Origin of the sequence: Actinomadura spongiicola (assembly GCF_003432485.1) — a bacterium.
Lineage (GTDB): Bacteria > Actinomycetota > Actinomycetes > Streptosporangiales > Streptosporangiaceae > Spirillospora > Spirillospora spongiicola.
Window position 1 is genome coordinate 576,148 of the sequence record NZ_QVNQ01000005.1, and the last position, 20,730, is coordinate 596,877.

A 20,730-nucleotide genomic window follows, 5' to 3' on the forward strand; every position below is an offset into this window, starting at 1 on the left:
CCGGATCGGCCATGATACGACCATTCTCAACCTCATCACCATCTAAACCACGTTTCCCCCGAATCACCGGCCCGCGATGTGGCCAGGTTCTGCCGAGGCGACGGTCGTCGCCAAGAATCCGGACATCGCACCCATCCATGTCGACGACGCCCTCCCTGCCATGCCGCCGGAACGCACGCCGCGCCGCTACGGCGGGACGGCCACGGTGGACGACCGTGCGACGCTCACCGCGGGCCACAGGCGGAGCGTCCCCAGCCGACCGCGGGGGCCCGGGACGGTGCCGCGCGCCGGCTTCCCGGCAATCCGCGTCGAACGCGCCCCCGCCATTCCGGGCGGGGCCGCTTACCTCGGAGCCGCTCACATCCGTCGATCCCTTCCGCGACCGGGGAGCAGCTGGCAAACTATCCCTGTCTCCGCGAAACATGACGCACTCGGATGGCCCTCGGGCCACCCGAGTACGGGCGGGACGGGAAGATTCCGGAACGGATTCCGGCACGGTCAACGAGTTGCCGACTGCGGGGAGAGCCACATGATCGCTGAAGGTATCGGCCTGGGGACTTTCCCATTCAGTAACGTTTTCAGTCGCGTCACGGCGGAGGAGGCGGAAAGGATCGTCCACGCATTTCTCGACGGCGGTGGACGGTACATCCAGACGGCGCCGTACTACGAGGGCGTCGACTCTCTGGTCGGCTCGATCCTCCGGTCGGTCGACCGTGACCGTTTCGCGCTGGGAACGCTCTGCGTCAAGGACCGGGAGTCCAGGCGCGCGGGCAGCCGCGCCGCCGTGACGGCCCAGTGCGAGGACTCCCTGCGGCACCTCGGGCTTGACTATATCGACCTTTATCTCACGTCCACGACGAAGGCGACCGACGCCTCGTTCGCGGAGACCATCCAGGCGATGCTCGACCTGCGCGACCAGGGCAAGGTCCGGGAGATAGGCGTCTGCAACGTGACGTTGCCGCAATTGGAGGAATACAACCACGACGGCGCCGTGAGCCATGTGCAGAACCGTCTCAGCCTCATCGACCAGTCCGGTGACCGCGACGTTCGCGAGTACTGCGCGCGGAACGGGATCGGGCTCGTCCCCTACAACGTCATCGAGTGGGGCCTGCTGACCGGCAAGGCGCTCGACGAATGGTCCCTGCGGGACGGCGACATCCGCGGCGGGCTGCCGATCTTCGGGGACGAGCCCCGCGGGGTCCTCCGGGAATGGGTGGTCAACGACCTGCGGCCGATCGCGGCGGACTGCGGCCAGTCCATCGAGGCCCTGGCGATCCACTGGGCGCTCAGCCAGCCCGGGGTGGCCTTCTGCCCCGTCGGCGCCACCACCGTCGACCAGATCACGTCCTCGCTCCGGGCGGCGGAGCTGTCCGGACGCACCGACGTCGTCTCCGCGCTCGACGACGCGTACGACCGGCTGGTTCAGCAGGTACGCGACAAGTCGGGCAAGGAGCTCAACGAGTTCCTGCGCAACTCCTACGGGCAGTGACCGGCCCGGCCGCGGAGGTCAGAGTTCGCGGAGGCGGGCGGTCAGGTAGCGGCGTTCGGGCTCGGTGGGCGCCAGCTTCAGCGCCTCCTCGTAGGACGCCCTGGCCTCGGCGGCGCGGCCGTCCCGGCGGAGCAGGTCGGCCCGGGTCGCGGGGAGCAGGTGGTATCCGGCGAGCCGCCCCGACGCCGTGAGCTCGTCGACGAGGGCGAGGCCCGCCGCGACGCCGTCGGCCATCGCGACCGCGACGGCGCGGTTGAGCTCCACCACCGGGGACGGCGCCAGCCGTGCCAGCTCGCCGTACAGGGCCGCGATCTGCGACCAGTCCGTGCTCGCCGCGTCGGGCGCGGTGGCGTGGCAGGCCGCGATGGCGGCCTGCACCTGGTACGGGCCGGGGCGGCCGAGGGCCATCGCCCGGTCGAGCGACGCCACGCCCTCGGCGATCAACTCCCGGTCCCACCGGGAGCGGTCCTGATTCTCCAGGGTGACCAGGACGCCGCCGCGGGTGCGCGTCGCGCGGCGGGCCTCGTGCAGCAGCATCAGCGCGAGCAGTCCGCGCGGCTCGGGCTCGCGGGGCATCAACGTCACCAGGACCCTGGTGAGGCCGATCGCCTCCGCCGTCAGCGCCGGGTGCCGGTCGTCCTCGTCATAGCCCTCGTTGAAGATCAGGTAGAGGACGGCGAGGACGGCGGCGAGCCGTTCCGGAAGGTGCTCGGCGGGCGGCACCCGGTACGGGATGCCGGCCTCCCGGATCTTGCGTTTCGCGCGGACCAGGCGCTGCGCCATGGCGGGCTCCGCGGTCAGGAAGGCCCGGGCGATCTCGGCGGTGCTCAGCCCGGCGAGCGTGCGCAACGTGAGCGCGACCCGGGCCGGGAACGGCAGCGCCGGATGGCAGCAGGTGAAGATCAGCCGAAGTCGTTCGTCCGGAAGCGGCTCCGGCGGCGGCTCGCCGGGACCGCCCGGCACGGTCGTCAGGGCGGCGAGCCCGCGAAGCTTGGCCGTCCCCGTGGCGTCGCGGCGCAACCGGTCGATGGCGCGGTTGCGGGCGGTCGTGGTGAGCCACGCGCCGGGCCGGCGGGGAACGCCGTCCCGCGCCCAGGTGGTCAGCGCGGCGGCGAAAGCGTCCTGCGCGCAGTCCTCGGCCAGGTCCCAGTCGCCGGTGACCGCGATCAGCGTCGCAACGACCTGACCCCATTCGTCCCGGTAGGCCGCGTCGACCGCCGTCCGGACGCGGTCGTCAGGCGCGCTCATTCCCAGAGGGGACGGATCTCGATGCCGCCCCGGCGGGCGTAGGGATGGCCCGCGGCGATCTGGATGGCCTCGTCCAGGTCCGCGCAGTCGATGATCACCACGCCGCCGACGAAGTCCTTGGTCTCGGCGTACGGCCCGTCGGAGATCAGCGTCTCGCCCTCGCGGACCCGGACCGAGGTCGCGTCGACCACGGGGCGCAACCGGACGCCGATCACCTCGGCGCCGCGCCGTGCCACGTCGGCGCACCACGCCCGGTGCGCCGGGTCGGCCGCGATCTCCTCGTTGCTCGGCGCGTCGGTCTCGTCGTCGCAGATCAACAGCGCATATCTCACACCACCGATTCTGCCCGACCGGGCGAGGCGGGCTCACCACCGGTCACGGGCAGGCCCGCCGCGCGCCAGGCGCGGAGGCCCCCGGCCACGTCGGTCGCGTGGCGCAGGCCGAGGTCCTGCAGCGACGCGGCGGCCAGGCTGGAGGTGTAGCCCTCCGAGCACAGGACGATCACGCGCAGGTCGTGGCCGGTCGCCTGCGGGATGCGCGCGTCGGACGCCGGGTCGAGCCGCCACTCCAGGACGTTGCGTTCGATCACGAGCGCGCCGGGCACCTCACCCTCGTCCGCGCGCTGGGCGGCGGGGCGGATGTCGACCAGGAGGTCGCCCGCCCGCCACCGTGCGTGCGCCGCCTCGGGGGTCAGGCGCCGCAGGCGCGACCGGGCCTCGGCCAGGACGTCGTCGATGGTCCGTGGGCTGCTCACCACTGCGCGGCCTCCTCGGTGGCCAGGCGCACCAGCCGGTCGCCGACCAGGTCGTAACGGTTCATGGTCGTCAGGGGCGGCGAGTACACGTGGACGCTGACCGCGGGCGCGAACGACCCGTTGCGGACCTCGTGCACGTACTCGGGACCGAACGCGCGGGCCCGCCCCGGCGTGATCTCGCGCACTCCGCTCAGATCCCGCTCCTCGAGACTACCGAGAGCGACCGCGAAGGCACCGCGCGAACCGCCGTGATCATGCAATCCCGTCGTCTGGCCGGGCAACCAACTGATCAGCCAGATCTCCTGATCGTCATACCGGTGCAGGCGCTCGTACCAGCGTCCCTGCGGGTCCAACCGCACGCGCGGCAACCATTCGGCGGAGCGTTCCGCCAGCTCGGCGGCGGTAGCGGCCAGTACAGAACCCCGTGATGTGGTCGTGCTGATTGTCATGGCACGAGCATGGCAGCTATTTCCTACTTAAGCAATCTGAATACTATGCTTGATCGCCGGGCGGGGTCGAACGTGCACCTCGGCGCCCTCCTCGATCGCGATCCGCTCGACGGTCTCCCTGGTCAGCTGGGCCCAGGCGGCCTGTTCTCCCTCGGCCCCCCGCACCGTGAACTCGACCCTGACCTCGAACCCGAGGCGCACCACCCGCGTGATGACGGCCGGGCTCGTGCCCTCCCCCGGCTCGGTCCGGATCTCCACGTCGTGCGGTCGGATCAGCCGACCGTCGATCTCGGTGACGGGCCCGAGGAAGCGCATCACGAACGGGCTCGCCGGGTTGTCGTAGATCTCGGCGGGCGCCCCCTGCTGCTGGACGACCCCGTCGGCCAGCAACACGATCGTGTCGGCGACCTCGATCGCCTCCTCCTGGTCGTGGGTGACGAAGACGGTCGTCACGTGCACCTCGTCGTGCAGGCGGCGCAACCAGGCCCGCAGCTCCTTGCGGACCTGGGCGTCGAGCGCGCCGAACGGCTCGTCCAGCAGCAGCACCTCGGGATCCACGGCCAGCGCCCGGGCCAGGGCCATGCGCTGCCGCTGCCCGCCCGACAGCTGCGCGGGGTAACGCTCGGCGAACTGGTCGAGGTGGACCAGGTCCAGCAGTTCCCCGACGCGCTTCTTGATCTCGTCCTTCGGACGCTTGCGGATCCGCAGCCCGAACGCGACGTTCTCGAAGACCGTCATGTGCTTGAACGCGGCGTAGTGCTGGAAGACGAACCCCACGTCGCGGCGCTGCGGCGGCAGCCTGGTCGCGTCCCGGCCGGAGATCACCACCTGGCCCGAGTCGGGACGCTCCAGCCCCGCGATCACGCGCAGCAACGTCGACTTGCCGCCGCCGCTCGGACCGAGCAGCGCGGTCAGGGAGCCGGAGGTCACGTCCACCGACACGTCGCGCAGCACGGCGGCGTCGCCGAAGGACTTGTTCACACCACGAATCTCGATCGCCATCAGGAGCCGTCCCTGGGTCGCAGAAGTTTGGTCGCCAACAGCCCGGCGACCGCGAGGACCGCCAGCGCGAGCGCGGCGGAGTAGGACGCCTGCACGTCGAAGTTCTCGAATCGCTCCTCGACGAACAGGGTCAGGGTCTGGGTCTCGTCGACCGTCCGGCCGGAGACGACGGCGACCGCGCCGTACTCCCCCAGCGCGCGGGCCAGGGACAGCACGATGCCGTAGCCGAGCGCCGCCCGGATGCTGGGCAGGGTGACGCGGCGGAAGGTCTGCCAGCCGCCCGCCCCCAGCGTCCGCGCGGCCTGCTCCTGCTCGTCTCCGAGTTCCTCCAGGACCGGGACGATCGAGCGCACCACCAGGGGCAGACACACGAACACCGTCGCCAGCACCATGCCCGGCGTGGAGAAGATGATCTGGATGCCGCGGCCCTCGAACCAGCCGCCGACCGGGCTGAACGTGCCGTACACGAGGATCAGCGCCAGGCCGACCACGACCGGGGACACCGCGAGCGGCAGGTCGATCAGCGCGTTGAGCAGGCGCTTGCCCGGGAACTCGTGCCGGGCGAGCAGCAGCGCGGCCACCACACCGAACACGGTGTTGAGGACCACGGCCCAGCCCGCGACCACGAGGGTCACCTGGAAGGCGTGCAGCGCCGAATGCGTCGTGAGCGCGTCGATGAACGGGCCGGGCCCGTCGCCGAACGTCCGCCAGCCGATCAGCGCCACCGGCAGGATCAGCAGGAACAGCAGATAGATCAGGACGATCACGCGGAGCACGTGCTTAACCACGGCGGGCCCCCCATCGGCGCAGCAGGTCGATCGCCAGCAGGACCAGCAGCGACAACGTGAGCAGCGCCGTCGAGATCGCGGCGGCGGCGGCGGTGTTGTCGCTCTCGATCTGGCCGAAGAGGTGGACGGCGGCGACCTGGGTCTTGAACGGAACGTTCCCGGAGATCAGGACCGTCGAGCCGAACTCCGCGACGGCGCGGGTGAAGGCCAGGGCCGTTCCGGCCAGCATGGCCGGGACCAGGTTCGGCAGGATGATCCGCCGGAAGATCGTCCAGTTTCCCGCGCCCAGCGACGCCGCGGCCTGCTCCATCTCCTTGTCCAACTCCAACAGGACCGGCTGGACGGTGCGGACCACGAACGGCAGCGTCACGAACAGCAGCGCCACCACCACGCCGATCCGCGTATAGGCCAGCGTGATGCCGACCGGGCTGTCGGTCCCGTACAGCGTCAGCAGGACGAGGCCCGCCACGATGGTGGGCAACGCGAACGGGAGGTCGATCAGCAGGTCGACCACGCCCTTCCCGGGGAAGGAGTCGCGCACGAGCACCCAGGCGATCAGCGTGCCCATGACCAGGTTCACCAGCGCCACGAACAGGGAGGCGATGACGGTGAGCTTCAGCGCGGCCCAGGCGTCCGGGGTGGTGATCGCGTCCCAGAACCCGCCGGGGCCCTGCTCGGCGCTCTTCCAGATCACGGCGCCCAGCGGAATCAGGACCACCGCGCTCAGGAAGATCGTCACGGTGCCGAGACCGATCGCGGTTCCGTCGCCGACCGGCCACCGCCCGGTGCCCGTGAACCTGCGGGGCCGCCCGGCCGACCCGTCCCGCTTCGTCATGTCCCGGGGCACGTCATGCGCCGTCTCATCCGGCGCCGTCCCGGCCGAGGGCGCGTCCTGGGACACGCCCTCCGCCGACACGTCCGGGGTCGTCTCGCTCGTCGCCACGGAGTCCTAGCCCTCCACCGAGACGCCGATGCTCTTCTCGACCTCGGCCATGATGCCGCCCTTGGGGTTGAAGAACTCGCTGGTGACCTTCTTCCATCCGCCCAGGTCGGCGATGGTGAACAGGCCGGACGGCCGCGGGAACTTCTCGGCGCCGGGAACGCCGTCGGTCACGGGCCGGTAGCCGTTCTTGACGAAGATCTCCTGCGCCTTCTTGCCGTACAGGAACTTGAGGAAGGCGCGGGCCTCCTCCGGGTTGGCGCTGTTCTTCGTCACCGCCACCGGGTTCTCGATCAGGAGCGTGGAGTCGGGCACCGTGTAGTCGAGGGGCTGCTTGCTCTGCTGCGCGAAGATCGCCTCGTTCTCGTAGGCGAGGAGCACGTCGCCCTTGCCGCCCGAGAAGGTCTGCAGCGACTTGCGGGCGCTGGAGTCCTGGACGGGAACGTTCTTGAACAGGGTGTGCAGGTACGCGGTGCCCGTCGCCTTGTCGGCGCCCTTGTTCGCCTTGGCGCCGTAGGCGGCCATCACGTTCCAACGCGCCCCACCCGAGGTGAAGGGGTTGGGGGTGATGACCTCGACACCGGGCCTGGTGAGGTCGTCCCACGTCCTGACGTTCTTCGGGTTGCCCTTGCGGGTGGCCAGGACCACCACGGAGTCGGTGACCATCCCCTTCTCCGGCCCGGTGTTCCAGTCGGGGGCGACGAAGCCGCCGTCGACGAGGCGCGTCATGTCCGGCTCCAGGGACAGCGCGACGATGTCGGCCTTCAGGCCGGACGCCACGGCCCGGCTCTGTTCGCCGGACGCGGCGAACGACTTGGTGAACGTGACCTTCTTGCCCTCCGGCGTCTTGCGGTACTCCTTGATGATCTCCTCGTACGCGGCCTGGGGCGTGGAGTAGGCCACCAGCGAGAGCCGGACCTTCCCGCCCCCGGCGTCGGCCGACCCGCCGCAGGCCGCCGCTCCCGCGACGATCGCGGCCATCCCCAGCAGCCACCCGATCGTGCGTCCAGGCATGCCGTTACCCCACCTTCTATACATGTTCGGTCAAGAAAGGATGATACAGGCGTCTGCGCGTCGTCAAGGCGTGACTACGTGAGGTAAAACATGGCCGGTCACGGCCAGGAACGAGCTCAGGCGCCGGGGTACGGGAGCGCGCTGGATTCGCGTACGCGAAGTTCCGGGGCCAGCGTGATGCGGTCGACCGGTTCGCCGCGCATCAGGCGGACGAGAAGGTCGACGCCCCGCGCGCCGACCTCGTGCATCGGGTTGCGGACGCTGCTGAGCGGGATCGTGAGCTGCGCGGCGATCGGCACGTCGTTGAAGCCGACCACGGCGACGTCCCGTCCGGCGCGCAGCCCGCGCTCGCGGAGCACGCCGAGCACGCCGATGGCGGCGAAGTCGCTCACCGCGAAGATCGCCGAGGGACGGGGGTCGAGGTCGAGCAGCCGTTCGGCGGCCAGGGCGCCGCCCGCCGCGTCGAAGCTGGCGTGCACGACATGGTCGCCGGGCACGGGACGGCCCCGTTCGGCGAAGTAGCGGGTGAAGCCGGTCGTGCGGTCGATGCCGTTGGCCGCGTACGGCAGCCCGGCCACCACGCCCACCACACGATGGCCCTGCGCGTAGAGGTGCTCGGCGGCCAGGCGGCCACCCTCCACGTCGTCGCAGGTGACCGAGGGATGGTCGGCGGCCCGCCGGTTGACCAGCACGAACGGGACACCGTGCGCGGCGAACTCGGCGAGGAACGTCCCGTCCACATGCGCGTCGCCGAAGATCATCGCGTCGACGCGGCGGGACAGCAGCATCGCGACATGGGCCTGGCGGGTGGCCGGATCGTCCCAGGTGTTGCTGACCATGGTGTGGAAGCCGTGGCGGGTCGCGGCGCGCTCGACACCCTCATATATGGAGGCGAGCACCTGGTCGGTCAGCCTGGCCATCATGACGCCGAGCAGCCGTGAACTCTGCCGGCGCAGTCCGGCCGCCTGGATGTCGGGCACGTAGCCGACCTCCCGGGCGACCTGCCTGATCCGTTCGGCGGTCGCCGCCGACGCGGCCCGCGCGCCGGTCGTGGTGCCGTTCAGCACCCGGGAGACCGTGGACACGTGCAGCCCGGTGAGGTCGGCGATCGTCTTCAGCGTCGCCCGCCCGCCCGGCGCGGGCGGCGCCGGATCGGCGGCCCGGGTCACGTCGGTCGCGCTTTTCGCCCCTTGCATGACCACCGCTGATATCCGCATTTCCCGTGCAACCGGCTCTTGACAGCGTCCAGGGTAGCAGTCTGTGATTGGGCAAACGTTATAGCCAAACGTTTGCGCAAACCGCGCGGCACGGCCGTCCGAGGAGGTCACAGCCATGGCGACCGAGATCGTCGCACCGCCCCGGCCGAGGCTGACGACGCAATTGCTGCTGGTCTGCGGCGGCGCGGTGCTGCTCAACCTGGCGATGAGGGCCGTGGCGGACGACCTGCCCGGGACCGCCCCGGAGGCGACGAGCCCGGCGGGCCGCGGCGTCCACGAATGGATCGTGTGGATCCTGGGCGACACCACGAGGCGCAGTTCTACAGCCGCCGCCGGTCCGCCGCTGGCCCGCGCCATCGCCGCGCGGCTGCCCGCCGACTTCCATCCGTTCATCGGCAGCGTCATGTCGATGACCGTCATCACCTCGATCGGAGTGCCCGTGCTCAAGCTGCTCGACTCGGCGGGGCTCGTATGAGCCCGCACGCCGCCGTCCCCGCCGACGGCAGGTCCCGGACCAGGATCTTCTCGGCCCGCCGGATCCTCACCATGAACGGCGACGAGCCGGAGGCCGTCGCCACGCTCGGAGAGCGGGTCGTGGCGGTCGGCGACCGGCGCGACCTGCGCGACCGGTTCCCCGGCGCCGAGGACGTCGATCTAGGGTCCGGGGTGCTGCTGCCCGGGTTCGACGACGCGCACGCCCACCCCTCCCTGCTCGCCGACGGCGGCCTGTACGTCGATCTGGCGCCGACCGTCACCGGCAGCGCGGAACAGGTGCGGCGGGCGCTCGCCGAACGGGCGGCCGTCACGCCCGAGGGCGCGTGGGTGGTCGGGCACAACTTCGACGTCTCCCGCACCGAGGACGGCGGCGGCGTGAACCGGGGCCTGCTCGACCAGGTCTCCGACCGGCACCCGGTGCTGATCATCCATTACTCCTACCACGGCGCAGTCGCCAACTCCCGGGCGCTGGCCGCCGCCGGGTACGGCGAGGACACCCCCGACCCGGTGGGCGGCGAACTGGTCCGCGACGGCGGTGGACGGCTGACGGGCGTGCTGTACGAGCGGGCCTGGATGGAGGGCTACCTCGGGCACGGTTCGCGGGCCCCGCTCGTCCCGCAGCCGACCATGGAGGCGCGGGTGGAGTCGCTGCGGCGGATGCTCGCCCGGATGAACGCCGCCGGGATCACCTCGGTGTGCGACGCCATGGTGCACCCCGCGGACTGGGCGCTGTACCAGGCCGCGCGGGACGCCGGGGCGCTGACCGCGCGGGTCGGGATGCTGCTGTGGTACGAGTTCTTCGACACGGCACGGGCCCTCGGGATGCGCACCGGGTTCGGCGACACGAGGCTGCGGTTCACCGGCGTGAAGATGATGACCGACGGCGCGGTCTCCGGTGGCACGTGCCTGTGCCGGACCCCGTACCGGGGCGCGCTCGGCGAACGCACCGCCGGAATCCAGGTCATGCCGGACGAGGAGATCGCCGAGGTCGTCCACCGGGTGCACGCGGCGGGCAGCCGTCTCGCCGTGCACGCCAACGGCGACCTGGCGATCTCCAAGGTGCTCGACGCCATGGAGGCCGCGGTCGCCGCCACTCCCCCGCGCCCCGGCCAGACCCACCGCATCGAGCACTGCTCGGTGGTCGATGCAGGGCTGGTGGAGCGCATCCGCGCGCTCGGCGTGATACCGGTGCCGTTCGGCGCGTTCATCTCCTACCACGGCCGCAACCTCGTCCATCACTACGGTCCCGACCGCGCCGCGCGGATCAGCCCGCACCGCGCGTTCCGCGACGCCGGGATCACGGTCGCGGGGTCGTCGGACCATCCGTGCGGCCCGCTGGAGCCGCTGTACGCGCTGCGGTCCCTGACGACGCGGCGCGCGCAGGACGGCACCGTGCTCGGCGACGACCAGCGGCTCACCCCGTACGAGGCGCTGGAGGTGTACACCGCGGGGTCCGCGGCGGCCTCCGGCGAGCAGCACGAGAAGGGCCGGATCGCCGTGGGCGGCCTCGCCGACTTCACCGTCCTCGGCGACGACCCGCTGACCGTCGAGCCGGACGCGCTGGCGGAACTTCCGGTGCTGTCCACATGGGTCGGCGCCGAGCAGGTCTGGCACGCCTGATGAACCGACACACCCGGGAGGTCCCCATGTCCACCACCGCGTCGCGGACTCCGCGCACGATCCGTGAACTCCGCGACCTGTACGACGCCGGGGACCTCACCCCGGTGGACGCCGTCGAGGACGCGCTCGCCCGGATCGGCGCCGACGAACTTCGCGCGTTCGCGCACACGCGCGCCACCGAGGCGAGGGAGGAGGCACAGCAGGCGGCGCGGCGGTGGGCGGCGGGGACGCCGCTCGGCCCCCTCGACGGGGTGCCCGTCGCCGTCAAGAGCATGGTGGCGATGGCGGGCATGCCGCAGGACGCCGGTTCCCGCGTCCTGGAAGGACGGTACGCCTACCGTGACGCGACCCTGGTCGGCGCGCTCCGGCAGGCCGGTGCCGTGATCGTCGGCACGACCACCATGGACGAGTTCGCGCTCACCACGCTCGGCCCGGCCCGCAACCCGTTCGACCCGGGCCGGACGGCGGGCGGCTCCAGCGGCGGCTCGGCGGTGGCCGTGCGCGCCGGGATGTGCTTCGCGGCGATCGGCACCGACACCGGCGGCAGCGTCCGGATCCCGGCGGCGTGCTGCGCGGTCGTCGGCCTCAAACCCACCTACGGTCTCCTCCCCACCGACGGGATCATCCCCTTGGCCTGGTCGCTCGACCACGCCGGTCCCATCGGCCGGACGGTGGCCGACGTGGCTCTGATGCTGGACGTCCTGCTCAGCGGCGCCGGCGGCACGGGCGGATCGGGTGGCTTCGACCCGGCGGTGGGCGCGGGCCTCGCCGGTGCGCGGATCGGCGTCCCCTCGGACGAGTATCTGGGCATCGCCGAGCCGCACGTCCTCCGGGACTTCCGCACCGCCGTCGACGCCGCCCGCGCGGGGGGCGCCGAGATCGTCCCGGTCGAGTTGCCCGACCAGGACGAGGTCAAGGCGGTCCACTGGCCGGTGCTGTCCGCCGAGATGGCCGCGTACCATCTGCGGCGTTTCGGCGCGGCCGAGGACCGCTACGACGCGCCGATGAAGGACGGGATCGCGGCGGGCGCGGCCGTCACGACCGAGGAGTACCTGCGGGCCCAGCGCGGCCGTCCCATCCTGCGCGCCACGGTGGACGAGGCCCTGACCGGCGTGGACGTCATCGCCCTGCCGACCCTGGCCGTCGACCCGCCCGAGCTTGGCCGCACGGAGGTGGAGCTGGGCGGTCGTCCCGAGGACGCCGTGGCCGCCATGGTGAGGCTGACGTCCCTCGCGAACCACACGGGCCACCCGGCGGTGTCCGTCCCGCCGGGCGCCGCGCCGGAGGGCCGTCCCGCCGGGGTCCAGCTCATCGGACGCCACTACGACGAGCCGCGCCTCCTCGCGGTGGCCGCGGGCCTGGAGGCACTTTCGTAGCGGGACCGTGGCGGGACCGTGGCGGCGGGGCTGTGTCAGGGGGATATGGCACGATCTAAATCGTAATGATCTTCAAGAAGGGATTCGTGCCTTGCGCCACCTTCGCTCAGCTCTGATCGCGTCGCTCGCGGCGCTGCTCTGTCTCGGCTTATCCGCACCGGCCGCCTCGGCCGCGCCCGCCGACCCCGGCCCGCCCGGGTCCGGCGGCACCGTCAGCCCCATGATCATCGGCGGGAGCGACGCGCCCGCGCCGTACTCGTTCATGGTGTCCCTCCAGACGGCCCGGGACGGGCATTTCTGCGGGGGCAGCCTGCTCACCGCCGACTGGGTCGTCACCGCCCAGCACTGCGTGTCGGGCAAGTCGCCCGAGGACGTCGAGCTCCGCGTCGGGAGCCTGCGTCTCGACAGCGGCGGGAGCGCCCGCCGCGCCGAACGGTTCGTCCCCCATCCCGAGGGCAGCCCGGCGCGCTTCGACCTGGCGCTCGTCCGGCTCGACCAGCCGGTGCCGAACGCGCCGGTCCGCCTGGACGTCCGGCAGCCCGTCGGCGCGTCGGTCCGGCTGCTCGGCTGGGGATGCACGCAGCCCGGCGTGTTCTGCGGGGACGAGGGCAGGCCCGAGGTGCTGCAACAGCTCGACTCGGCCGTCCGCCAGCCCGCGGCCTGCGTGAACATCAGCGCGCCGATCGATCCGAACTCCGAGGTCTGCACCGGCAACCCCGACACGGCGACCGGTCCGTGCTTCGGGGACTCCGGCGGCCCGATGCTGCGCCGCACCGTCCGCGGCTGGCGCCTCATCGGGGCGTTCAGCCGGGTCGAGGTTCTGGAGCAGGACCCCAGTGAGCCTCCGCGGCTTCCCGACTGCCGTACGGGCAAGGGCATCTACACCGATCTGACGGTCCACGCGACCTGGATCGACAGCGTGATCACCGGCTCGGGCTGACGCCCGGCGCGGCGGCCGCCTCCCCTCGCCCTCCGAGGGGAGGCGGCCGCCGGCTCACACGCGTGATCGGGGCACGGCCTCCGCGTCCTCGACGACCGCTGAGGACAGCGGGATCGGCGCGAACATGGGCGGCAGCTCGTCCGGCGTCAGGGCGGTCGGGCCGTACACCCAGTCGGTGAAGGAATAGTCGTGGACGTCCCGTGCCCGAAGGAGCGCGTTCCGCTGGAGCCGGGGCGTTCCGTCGAGATGCCACAGCTCGCCCCAGGCGCGGGCCGTGGTCTGCACCCGGCGGCAGTGCTCCACCCGGACCGCCTCGTACGCCGCCAGCGCCGCGTCCCAATCAGGCGAGGCGTCCGGTGTGGCGGTCCCGACCTGCCGGGCGAGGTGGGCGGCGAGCACCCAGCCGTCCTCGATCGCCATGATCGCGCCCTGCGCCATGTACTGGAGCGGCGGATGCGCGGCGTCACCGAGCAGGACGACACGGCCGTGCACCCAGGTGTCGATCGGGTCGCGGTCGAGCATCTGCCACCGGCGGTCCCGCCACATCAGCGGAATGCCCTGGCGCACCGTGTCGCAGGTGCCCGCGAAGGCGGCGTCCAGTTCCTCGGGGGTGCCCCAGTCGGCCTCGCCCGCCAGGGCGCCGGGCGACTCGAACACGGCGACCTGGTTGAACACCTCGCCGCCGCGCAGGGCGTACTGGACGAAATGGCAGCGGGGGCCGACATAGACGGTGACGTCCTTCTCCGCGATGTCGTTGCCCCTGACCCGCTCGATCGGGACGGCCGCGCGGTAGGCGACGTAGTCGGAGCTGACGACGTCGTCGCCCACCAGCAGGCGGCGGGCCACCGAGTGCAACCCGTCGGCGGCGACGACCAGCGGCGCGGTCTCGACCCGCCCGTCGGCGAGGACGACCCGGGCGCCGTCCTCCGCGTTCTCGTAGCCGACGACGGTCCGGTCGGTGAGCAGCTCGACACCGGCCCGTTCGCAGGCGCGCAGGAAGATGCCCTGGAGATCGGTGCGGTGGATGACCATGTACGGGTGGCCGTAGCGGCGTTCGAGGTCGCGCAGGTCCAGCCGGGTGAGCACCCGCCCGTCGAGCGCGTCGCGCATCACCATGTCGCGCGGGACGACGCCGAGGGCCCTGGCCTCGTCCAGCAGCCCGTACTCGGCGAGGACGCGGGTGCAGTTGGGCGCGATCTGCAGCCCGGCGCCGACCTCGCCGAACTCCCTGGCCCGTTCGAGGACGCGGATGCGCGACCCCCGGCGGGCCAGGGCGTACGCGCAGCTGAGACCGCCGATGCCGCCGCCGACCACGAGAACGTCGGGCCGTCCGGCGGGGCCGGGTTCAGGCTTCATGTTCCGCTCCTTCGGTGACGGGTCACAGCCAGGCTCCCAGGGCCGGGGCGGGCGCGCCGTCCACGGTGAGCGGGGCGGCGGGCCGTCCGGTCAGGTAGGCCGCGATGTCGTGCAGCTCGCCCGTGACCACGGCGGGTTCGCCGTCGCCGGGCAGCTCCCAGACGGCGGTCGGCGCCCGCAGGGTCAGGGCGGGGCCGGGCGCGGTGGCGCGCTTGGCGACGGCGTCGTCGCACAGGGCGGTGAGGAAGTCGGGCGGCAGGTCGGCGAGGGTCGCGCCGGTGGCGAGGTCGACGGCGTGCACGCACACCTCGCGGGAGCGCAGCCAGGGGATCTCGGTGGCGGGGACGGTACGTCCCTGCGCGGTGACGACCCGCGCGCTCCACCGCTCCTCGCCGAGCGCGGTCATGCCCGCCTCCAGCGCGTCGGCCGAGCGGCGCAGCCACGCGGTCAGCTCGCCGGACGGCAGCGCGCGGCCCTGTTCGATGTCGGCGGCGCGCCGCTCGGGCGAGGCGTACATCGGTGTGGGTTCGCCGGTCGCGGCCCAGTGCACCAGGTTGGACAGGGCCTCGGCGTTGGCGGCGACGTGCGCCGCCACGTGCGCCCGGCTCCAGCCGGGCAGGGCGCTCGACGCGGCGAACGCGTCGTCGTCGAGGCCGCCGACGGACCTGAGCATCAGGTCGGTGCCGAACCGGACCCAGCGGCGGGTGTCGTCGAAGGTCCTGCTCATCAGGACGCCGCCTCCTTGACCACCCGGTTCGTCAGGCGGCCGACGCCCTGGATCTCGGCGACGACCGTCTCGCCGCCGAGGAGGTAGCGCTCGGGCCTGCGGGCGTGGCCGACACCGCCGGGCGTGCCGGTGGCGATGATGTCGCCGGGGTTCAGCCGGACGACCGTGGAGACGTACTCGACGAGGTCGACCGGGTCGAAGACCAGATCGCCGGTGGAGTCGGACTGCATGACCTCGCCGTCCACGAGCAGGCGCACGTCCAGCTCCGGACGGACCCCGCCCGGCAGTTCGTCGGGCGTGACGAGGTACGGGCCGACGGGGGTGGTGGAGTCCCACATCTTGCCCTGGAGCCATTCGCGGGTGCGGAACTGCCAGTCCCGGCACGTGATGTCGTTGAGGACGGTGAAGCCCGCGATGGCCCGCTCCGCCTCCTCGCCGCGCGCCCGGCGGACGGGCGCGCCGACGACGACGGCGAGTTCGACCTCCCAGTCGAAGCGGTCGGTCTCCGGCGGGCGCACGATGTCGTCGCCCGCGCCGATCAGGGTGTCGGCGAACTTGGCGAACAGCGTGGGGTGTTCGGGCAGGTCCCGGCCCATCTCCTGGATGTGGTTCCGGTAGTTGAGCCCGACGCACACGATCTTCGACGGGGTGGGCACCACGGGCGCGAAGTCGGCCCCGTCCACCGGGTAGGTGGTCGCGTCGGTCGAGGTGGCGGACGCCGCGCGGTCGGCCCACCCGTCCTGGCCGAGCAGGGCTCCCAGGTCGGGGACGCCGAGGTCGACGAGGACCTCCCCGTCGTGCCGGACGGCCCTGGTGGCGCCGTCGACGCGGAGGGTGGCGAGCTTCATCGGGTGGTTCCTTCCTTACGGGTGCGGTCAATGTGGGCACGGTCGAGCCGCAGGGCTTCGAAGATGGGCGCGTCGCTGAACCGGAACAGGTCCAGGGCGCCGGAGTCGGAGTCGTCGGCGCCCGCCTCGGAGCGGATCGAGAGCGGTTGCCAGGACGGGACGACGAACAGGTCGCCGCGTGACACCGACCAGGTGCTCCCGTCGACGGTGACGCGGCCGGAGCCGTCGAAGACCTGGTAGACGGACGAGCCCGTCTCCCGCACGGGCGCGGTCTCGGTGCCGGGCGTGATCCGGTGCATCTCGGCCCGGATGGTCGGCAGCACGTCGCCGGCGGACGCGGGATCGGTGAACCGGACGGCGGCATGGCCCGGCTCGACCGTGCCGCCGTACCCCTCCGCCTCCAGGGCGAGCTGGTCGGTCAGGGCGCGGTCGGTGTGCTCCCAGCGATAGGCGAGCAGCGGCGAGCCGGGACCGGTGACGTCGGCGGACACCGGGCGCAGGCCGGGGTGGCCCCACAGGCGCTCGGCGCGCGAGCGGTCCGGGGTGATCCGCTCCTCGTCGCCGATCTCGTCCCGGCCGAACTCGAAGAACTGCGTGTCGGTGGCGTACTGGAACGGGATGTCCAGGCCGTCGATCCAGGCCATCGGTTCGGCGGTGGCGTTGTGGTGGGCGTGCCAGTTCCAGCCCGCCTGCGGGAGGAAGTCGCCGCGCCGCATGGCCACCGGGTCGCGTCCGACGACCGTCCACACGCCCTCGCCCTCGACGACGAAGCGGAAGGCGTGCTGGGTGTGCCGGTGCTCCGGGGCGTCCTCGCCGGGCATCAGGTACTGGACGGCCGCCCACAGCGTCGGGGTGGCGAACGGCCGCCCGCCGAGGGACGGGTTGGCCAGGGCGATGGCGCGACGCTCACCGCCGCGGCCGACGGGAACGAGGTCACCCGACCGGGCCGCCAGCTCCCGTAGCCGCCCCCACCGCCACACGTGCGGCACGGCGCGCGGGCGCGGATGGGGCGGCATGAGGTCGCCGATCTCGGTCCACAACGGCACGAGCGACTCGCGCTCGAAGCCCCGGTACAGCTCTTCGAGGGCCGGGGTCACCTCGGGGCGTCCCTCCCCTGGAACGGCGCGGAGCCGGACGGGCGAGCCGGGAGCGGTGTCGGGGTCGGCGGCGGGCTGCGTCATGCTCCCCAGCCTCCCCCGTTTCTGCTAGGAGACCTGGTAGATTCTGGAGAACAGAATCGCAGGGATCGCCATGGACAAACCGCTCAAGACACCGCCGCCCTACCCGATCGCGAGCGTGGATCACGCGCTGCGGACGGCGACCATCCTCCAGTTGGAGGGCGGCGCGACCGTGTCGCAGATCGCCGAACGGCTCGGCGTCGCCAGGTCGACCGCCCACCGGGTGCTCGCGATGCTCGTCTACCGGGATTTCGCCGTCCAGGACGAGGACCGGGTCTACCGCGCCGGGCCGGTGCTGGAACTCGCCTCGCACTCGCAGTCACTCGTGTCGCGGCTGCGCGCGGCGGCCCTGCCCCATCTGCACCGGATCGTCGATCTCCTGGACGAGACCACGAACCTGATCGTGCGCACCGGGGACACGGCCCGGTTCGTCGCCAGCGTGGAGTGCGGTCAGGCGGTGCGGGTCGGCTCCCGGGAGGGCATGGTGTTCCCGGCCCACCGCACGACGGCGGGGCTGCTGCTGCTCGCCGACCTCACCGACGCGGAACTGGACGAGCTCTACGCCCCCGAGCGCTACCGCGACCGTCCGGCCGACCGCCCGGACCTCCCCCGGCTGCGGGCGGAGCTGAAGCGCCTGCGCCGCAACGGGTTCGCCGTCAACCGGGAACGCTCCGAACGCGGCCTCGTCGCCGTCGGCGTCCCGGTGCGCGACCGGGACGGCACCGCGCTGGCCGGCGTGTCGGTGTCCATGCCCAGCGTGCGCTACGACCCGCACCGCCTCCAGCCCCTGGTCGCCGCGCTGAATGCCACGGCGCGCGCCGTGGAGGAGGACCTCCGAGAAGGCACCTGAGGCGCGCCCGCCGACCGGGGCCGTGGGTCAGCGCGCCGCCGTGTCGCGGGCGCGCAGCCCGGCCACCCGCGCCTCCCCGAGCGCGGCCACGGCCTCGGCGAGCAGCGCCATCTGGTCGGCGAGACCGCGCTCGGGCGCGGCCTGCAACGCGACGAACGCGCCGTCGAACCCGGCGATGCCGAAGTAGTCCAGCTCGTCCGCGACGGCCTGGGCGATCTCCGCGCCCGCCGGGGCGAACGACGCCGCGATCATCTTGTTCATGTGCGCGCGGCCGTCGCGCCGCACCCGCTCGATGATGGCGTCCACCTCGGCCTCGGCGGCCTCGGCGCTCATGAGCAGGATCAGGTGCAGGCGCAGGAACTCCGGGCGCGCCAGGAAGACCTCGCCGGTGCGCTGGAGGAACCACGTCAGCCGCTCGCGCGGCGTGTTCCCCACCGGGCCGCCCGCCTGCGCCTCCCGCATCGCCGCGAAGAAGTCGTAGGCGCCGCGCGCCATGACCGCCGAGAGCAGCCCCGCCTTGGAGTGGAAGTGGTGGTACACGGCGCTCTTCGGCAGGCCGGTCTCCCGGCTCAGCACCGACAGCGAGGTGGCGGCGTAGCCGCGCTCCGCCATGATGCGGGAGGCGACGTCCAGGATCTCCTCCCGGGATCTGCGGCCGCGCCGGTTGCCGCTCGTCTCGTCCGCCACGCGTCGAAGCATAGATGTCCCCGTTCCCCGGCCCGCCACCCGCGGTTCTGCACAGCGGAACTTCATGGACGGGAGCCGGACGCCATGTGAGGCTGACCACGTTCGTACCGAACGATCGGTACAATACTTGTTCAGAGAGCCGCCCGGAGACCGTATGACCCAGCACTTCGACGCCGACGTCGCGATCGTCGGCTACGGCCCCACCGGCGTGACCGCCGCGCTCACCCTGGCCAAGCACGGCGTCTCGGTCGTCGCGATCGAGCGGGACGCCGACATCTATCCCCGCGCCCGCGCCGTCACCGTCAACGACTGGACGATGCGGATCTTCCAGGATCTCGGCGTCCACGAGCGGATCGCCAAGGTGATCGAGCCGCAGCGGGCACTGCGCTGGGTGACCTACGACGGCACGGAGATCATGCGGGTCGAGCATCCGCCGTCGACGCTGGGCGCCGAGCCGCGCTTCTACAACATCTACCAGCCGGTCATGGAGGCCGAGCTGCGCGCCTGCGCCGAGGAGCACGGCGACCTGGTCGACGTCCGCTACGGCGCGGAGGTGACCGGGCTCGCGCAGGACGCCGACGGGGTCACGGTGACGGCGACGGACACCGCGACCGGGCGGACGAGCACCGTGCGCGCCCGCTACGTGATCGGCGCCGACGGCGGCGGCAGCGCCACCCGCGGCATGATCGGCGTTCCGCTGCTCGGCGACACCCTCGACGTCCAGTGGATCGTCATCGACTGCCGCGTCAAGCGCTGGTGGCCCGACCGCGACTTCCTCACGTTCTGGTCCGACCAGCAGCGCCCGGTCGTCGACATCGCGCTCTCGGCGGGCAACCACCGGTGGGAGATCCCGCTCAAACCGCACGAGACCGAGGCGGACTTCGCGACCGAGGCCGACGTGTGGCCGCTGCTCAAGGCGATGGGCGTCACCACCGAGGACGTCTCGATCCACCAGTGGGCCTTCTACCGCCACCACAGCCGGATGGCCGACACCTGGCGCGCCGGACGGATCTTCCTCGCCGGCGACGCCGCCCATCTCATGCCGCCGTGGGCGGGAGCGGGGATGCAGACCGGGATGCGGGACGTCCACAACCTGGGCTGGAAGCTGGCCCGCGTCCTCAAGGGCGAGCTCGACGAGACCTGGCTGGACACCTACGAGGCCGAGCGGCGCCCGAACGCGGCGTTCTACACCGGCCTGGCCGTCCAGCTCGGCCGCGTCATCAAGCAGGAGGCGACGCCGGAGGAGATCGAGGAGATGAACCGGGTGCCGGAGAACACGGTCACCCCGTTCGAGCCGCCGCTGATCGCGCCGCCCGTGCTGGAGGCGGGTTGGATCCGTGGCCCGGTCGGGGACGCCGGCGTCGTCGGCCGCATGGTCCCCCAGCCCATCGCGGGCGACACCACCGGGCGGATGGCGCGCCTGGACGACCTCCTCGGCGACGGTTTCGTCCTGCTCGGCGCGGACGTCGCCCCGGCCACGCTGCTCACACCGCAGGAGCGGGCCCGGTGGGACGAACTCGGGGCCCGCTACATCGCGATCCGCCCGAGGACGGCCTACACCCAGGGACCTGACGACCTCGTCGACCTCGACGAGGTCCTGCTGCCGTGGCTGGCCCGGTACGGCGTCCGCGCCGTCGCGGTGCGCCCGGACCGGTTCGTGGCGGCCGCCGACGTCTCCGGCCTCGCCGCCCCCGAACTTCCCGCGTCCGCCTGACCGGCAGCGCACGTGACCCGCCTGATCGAGAGAGCAAG

The 20,730-nt window shown here is 72.4% G+C and carries 21 protein-coding genes; 7 read left to right on the plus strand and 14 right to left on the minus strand.

From position 1 onward, the window contains the following. Positions 1 to 529: 529 nt before the first annotated feature. The gene (locus D0T12_RS19035; protein WP_158581539.1) at positions 530 to 1,489 is read left to right on the plus strand and encodes an aldo/keto reductase; all 960 of its coding nucleotides are present in this window, start codon (positions 530 to 532) and stop codon (positions 1,487 to 1,489) included. Between the two features lie 18 nt (positions 1,490 to 1,507). Here the strand turns inward: D0T12_RS19035 and D0T12_RS19040 are convergent, their stop codons facing one another. From D0T12_RS19040 to D0T12_RS19080, 9 genes are all read right to left on the minus strand, one after another. After that, the gene (locus D0T12_RS19040; RefSeq protein WP_117400924.1) at positions 1,508 to 2,737 is read right to left on the minus strand and encodes an RNA polymerase sigma factor; all 1,230 of its coding nucleotides are present in this window, start codon (positions 2,735 to 2,737) and stop codon (positions 1,508 to 1,510) included. Then, entirely contained in the window at positions 2,734 to 3,069 is a 336-nt protein-coding gene (locus D0T12_RS19045; RefSeq protein WP_117400925.1) for a YciI family protein, read from the minus strand. Before D0T12_RS19045 ends, D0T12_RS19040 begins: the two co-directional genes overlap by 4 nt. Then, positions 3,066 to 3,491 carry a rhodanese-like domain-containing protein gene (locus D0T12_RS19050; RefSeq protein ID WP_233526157.1) on the minus strand — a complete coding sequence of 142 codons (426 nt, stop codon included), beginning with the start codon at positions 3,489 to 3,491 and terminating at the stop codon, positions 3,066 to 3,068. Before D0T12_RS19050 ends, D0T12_RS19045 begins: the two co-directional genes overlap by 4 nt. Continuing rightward, on the minus strand, positions 3,488 to 3,940 hold the full coding sequence (locus tag D0T12_RS19055) for a cysteine dioxygenase (RefSeq protein ID WP_117400927.1): 453 nt from the start codon (positions 3,938 to 3,940) through the stop codon (positions 3,488 to 3,490). The genes D0T12_RS19050 and D0T12_RS19055 overlap by 4 nt, the downstream gene beginning before the upstream one ends. Before the next feature lie 27 nt (positions 3,941 to 3,967). Next, entirely contained in the window at positions 3,968 to 4,942 is a 975-nt protein-coding gene (locus D0T12_RS19060; RefSeq protein ID WP_117400928.1) for a sulfate/molybdate ABC transporter ATP-binding protein, read from the minus strand. Beyond that, complete coding sequence (locus D0T12_RS19065) at positions 4,942 to 5,730, minus strand: sulfate ABC transporter permease subunit (protein WP_117400929.1); 789 nt, start codon at positions 5,728 to 5,730, stop codon at positions 4,942 to 4,944. Before D0T12_RS19065 ends, D0T12_RS19060 begins: the two co-directional genes overlap by 1 nt. Next, the gene (cysT, locus tag D0T12_RS19070) at positions 5,723 to 6,673 is read right to left on the minus strand and encodes a sulfate ABC transporter permease subunit CysT (RefSeq protein ID WP_199487541.1); all 951 of its coding nucleotides are present in this window, start codon (positions 6,671 to 6,673) and stop codon (positions 5,723 to 5,725) included. The genes D0T12_RS19065 and cysT overlap by 8 nt, the downstream gene beginning before the upstream one ends. A 6-nt stretch (positions 6,674 to 6,679) precedes the next feature. Beyond that, positions 6,680 to 7,684 carry a sulfate ABC transporter substrate-binding protein gene (locus tag D0T12_RS19075; RefSeq protein ID WP_117400930.1) on the minus strand — a complete coding sequence of 335 codons (1,005 nt, stop codon included), beginning with the start codon at positions 7,682 to 7,684 and terminating at the stop codon, positions 6,680 to 6,682. A gap of 116 nt (positions 7,685 to 7,800) precedes the next feature. Further along, positions 7,801 to 8,880, minus strand: coding sequence for a LacI family DNA-binding transcriptional regulator (locus D0T12_RS19080; RefSeq protein WP_117401121.1), 1,080 nt, complete (start codon positions 8,878 to 8,880; stop codon positions 7,801 to 7,803). A 136-nt stretch (positions 8,881 to 9,016) separates the two neighbouring features. Between D0T12_RS19080 and D0T12_RS19085 the strand changes: the two genes are divergently transcribed. The 4 genes from D0T12_RS19085 (at position 9,017) to D0T12_RS19100 (ending at position 13,332) form a co-directional block, all read left to right on the plus strand. Next, positions 9,017 to 9,376 carry a hypothetical protein gene (locus tag D0T12_RS19085; protein WP_117400931.1) on the plus strand — a complete coding sequence of 120 codons (360 nt, stop codon included), beginning with the start codon at positions 9,017 to 9,019 and terminating at the stop codon, positions 9,374 to 9,376. Next, positions 9,373 to 11,016 carry an amidohydrolase gene (locus D0T12_RS19090; protein ID WP_117400932.1) on the plus strand — a complete coding sequence of 548 codons (1,644 nt, stop codon included), beginning with the start codon at positions 9,373 to 9,375 and terminating at the stop codon, positions 11,014 to 11,016. Before D0T12_RS19085 ends, D0T12_RS19090 begins: the two co-directional genes overlap by 4 nt. A gap of 26 nt (positions 11,017 to 11,042) precedes the next feature. Then, positions 11,043 to 12,392: an amidase gene (locus D0T12_RS19095; protein WP_199487542.1), complete on the plus strand. Its 1,350-nt coding sequence runs from the start codon at positions 11,043 to 11,045 to the stop codon at positions 12,390 to 12,392. Between the two features lie 91 nt (positions 12,393 to 12,483). Continuing rightward, a complete protein-coding gene (locus D0T12_RS19100) occupies positions 12,484 to 13,332 on the plus strand; it encodes a S1 family peptidase (protein ID WP_117400934.1) in 849 nt (282 codons plus the stop codon). Positions 13,333 to 13,386: 54 nt separating this feature from the next. On the opposite strand, the gene D0T12_RS19105 is transcribed toward D0T12_RS19100, so the two are convergent. From D0T12_RS19105 to D0T12_RS19120, 4 genes are read right to left on the minus strand one after another with little or no spacing between them, the layout of a single operon-like run. After that, positions 13,387 to 14,688, minus strand: coding sequence for an FAD-dependent oxidoreductase (locus D0T12_RS19105; RefSeq protein WP_117400935.1), 1,302 nt, complete (start codon positions 14,686 to 14,688; stop codon positions 13,387 to 13,389). A 22-nt stretch (positions 14,689 to 14,710) separates the two neighbouring features. After that, a complete protein-coding gene (locus D0T12_RS19110; RefSeq protein WP_117400936.1) occupies positions 14,711 to 15,415 on the minus strand; it encodes a maleylpyruvate isomerase family mycothiol-dependent enzyme in 705 nt (234 codons plus the stop codon). Beyond that, on the minus strand, positions 15,415 to 16,263 hold the full coding sequence (locus D0T12_RS19115) for a fumarylacetoacetate hydrolase family protein (protein ID WP_117400937.1): 849 nt from the start codon (positions 16,261 to 16,263) through the stop codon (positions 15,415 to 15,417). The genes D0T12_RS19110 and D0T12_RS19115 overlap by 1 nt, the downstream gene beginning before the upstream one ends. Then, entirely contained in the window at positions 16,260 to 17,444 is a 1,185-nt protein-coding gene (locus D0T12_RS19120; protein ID WP_117400938.1) for a cupin domain-containing protein, read from the minus strand. Before D0T12_RS19120 ends, D0T12_RS19115 begins: the two co-directional genes overlap by 4 nt. Before the next feature lie 70 nt (positions 17,445 to 17,514). Between D0T12_RS19120 and D0T12_RS19125 the strand changes: the two genes are divergently transcribed. Next, the gene (locus D0T12_RS19125; RefSeq protein WP_117400939.1) at positions 17,515 to 18,291 is read left to right on the plus strand and encodes an IclR family transcriptional regulator; all 777 of its coding nucleotides are present in this window, start codon (positions 17,515 to 17,517) and stop codon (positions 18,289 to 18,291) included. A 27-nt stretch (positions 18,292 to 18,318) separates the two neighbouring features. On the opposite strand, the gene D0T12_RS19130 is transcribed toward D0T12_RS19125, so the two are convergent. After that, positions 18,319 to 18,978, minus strand: a complete 660-nt coding sequence (locus D0T12_RS19130) for a TetR/AcrR family transcriptional regulator (protein ID WP_199487543.1) — start codon at positions 18,976 to 18,978, stop codon at positions 18,319 to 18,321. Between the two features lie 154 nt (positions 18,979 to 19,132). On the opposite strand from D0T12_RS19130, the gene D0T12_RS19135 reads away from it, so the two are divergent. Next, positions 19,133 to 20,692 carry a bifunctional 3-(3-hydroxy-phenyl)propionate/3-hydroxycinnamic acid hydroxylase gene (locus D0T12_RS19135; protein ID WP_117400941.1) on the plus strand — a complete coding sequence of 520 codons (1,560 nt, stop codon included), beginning with the start codon at positions 19,133 to 19,135 and terminating at the stop codon, positions 20,690 to 20,692. Positions 20,693 to 20,730 lie beyond the last annotated feature (38 nt).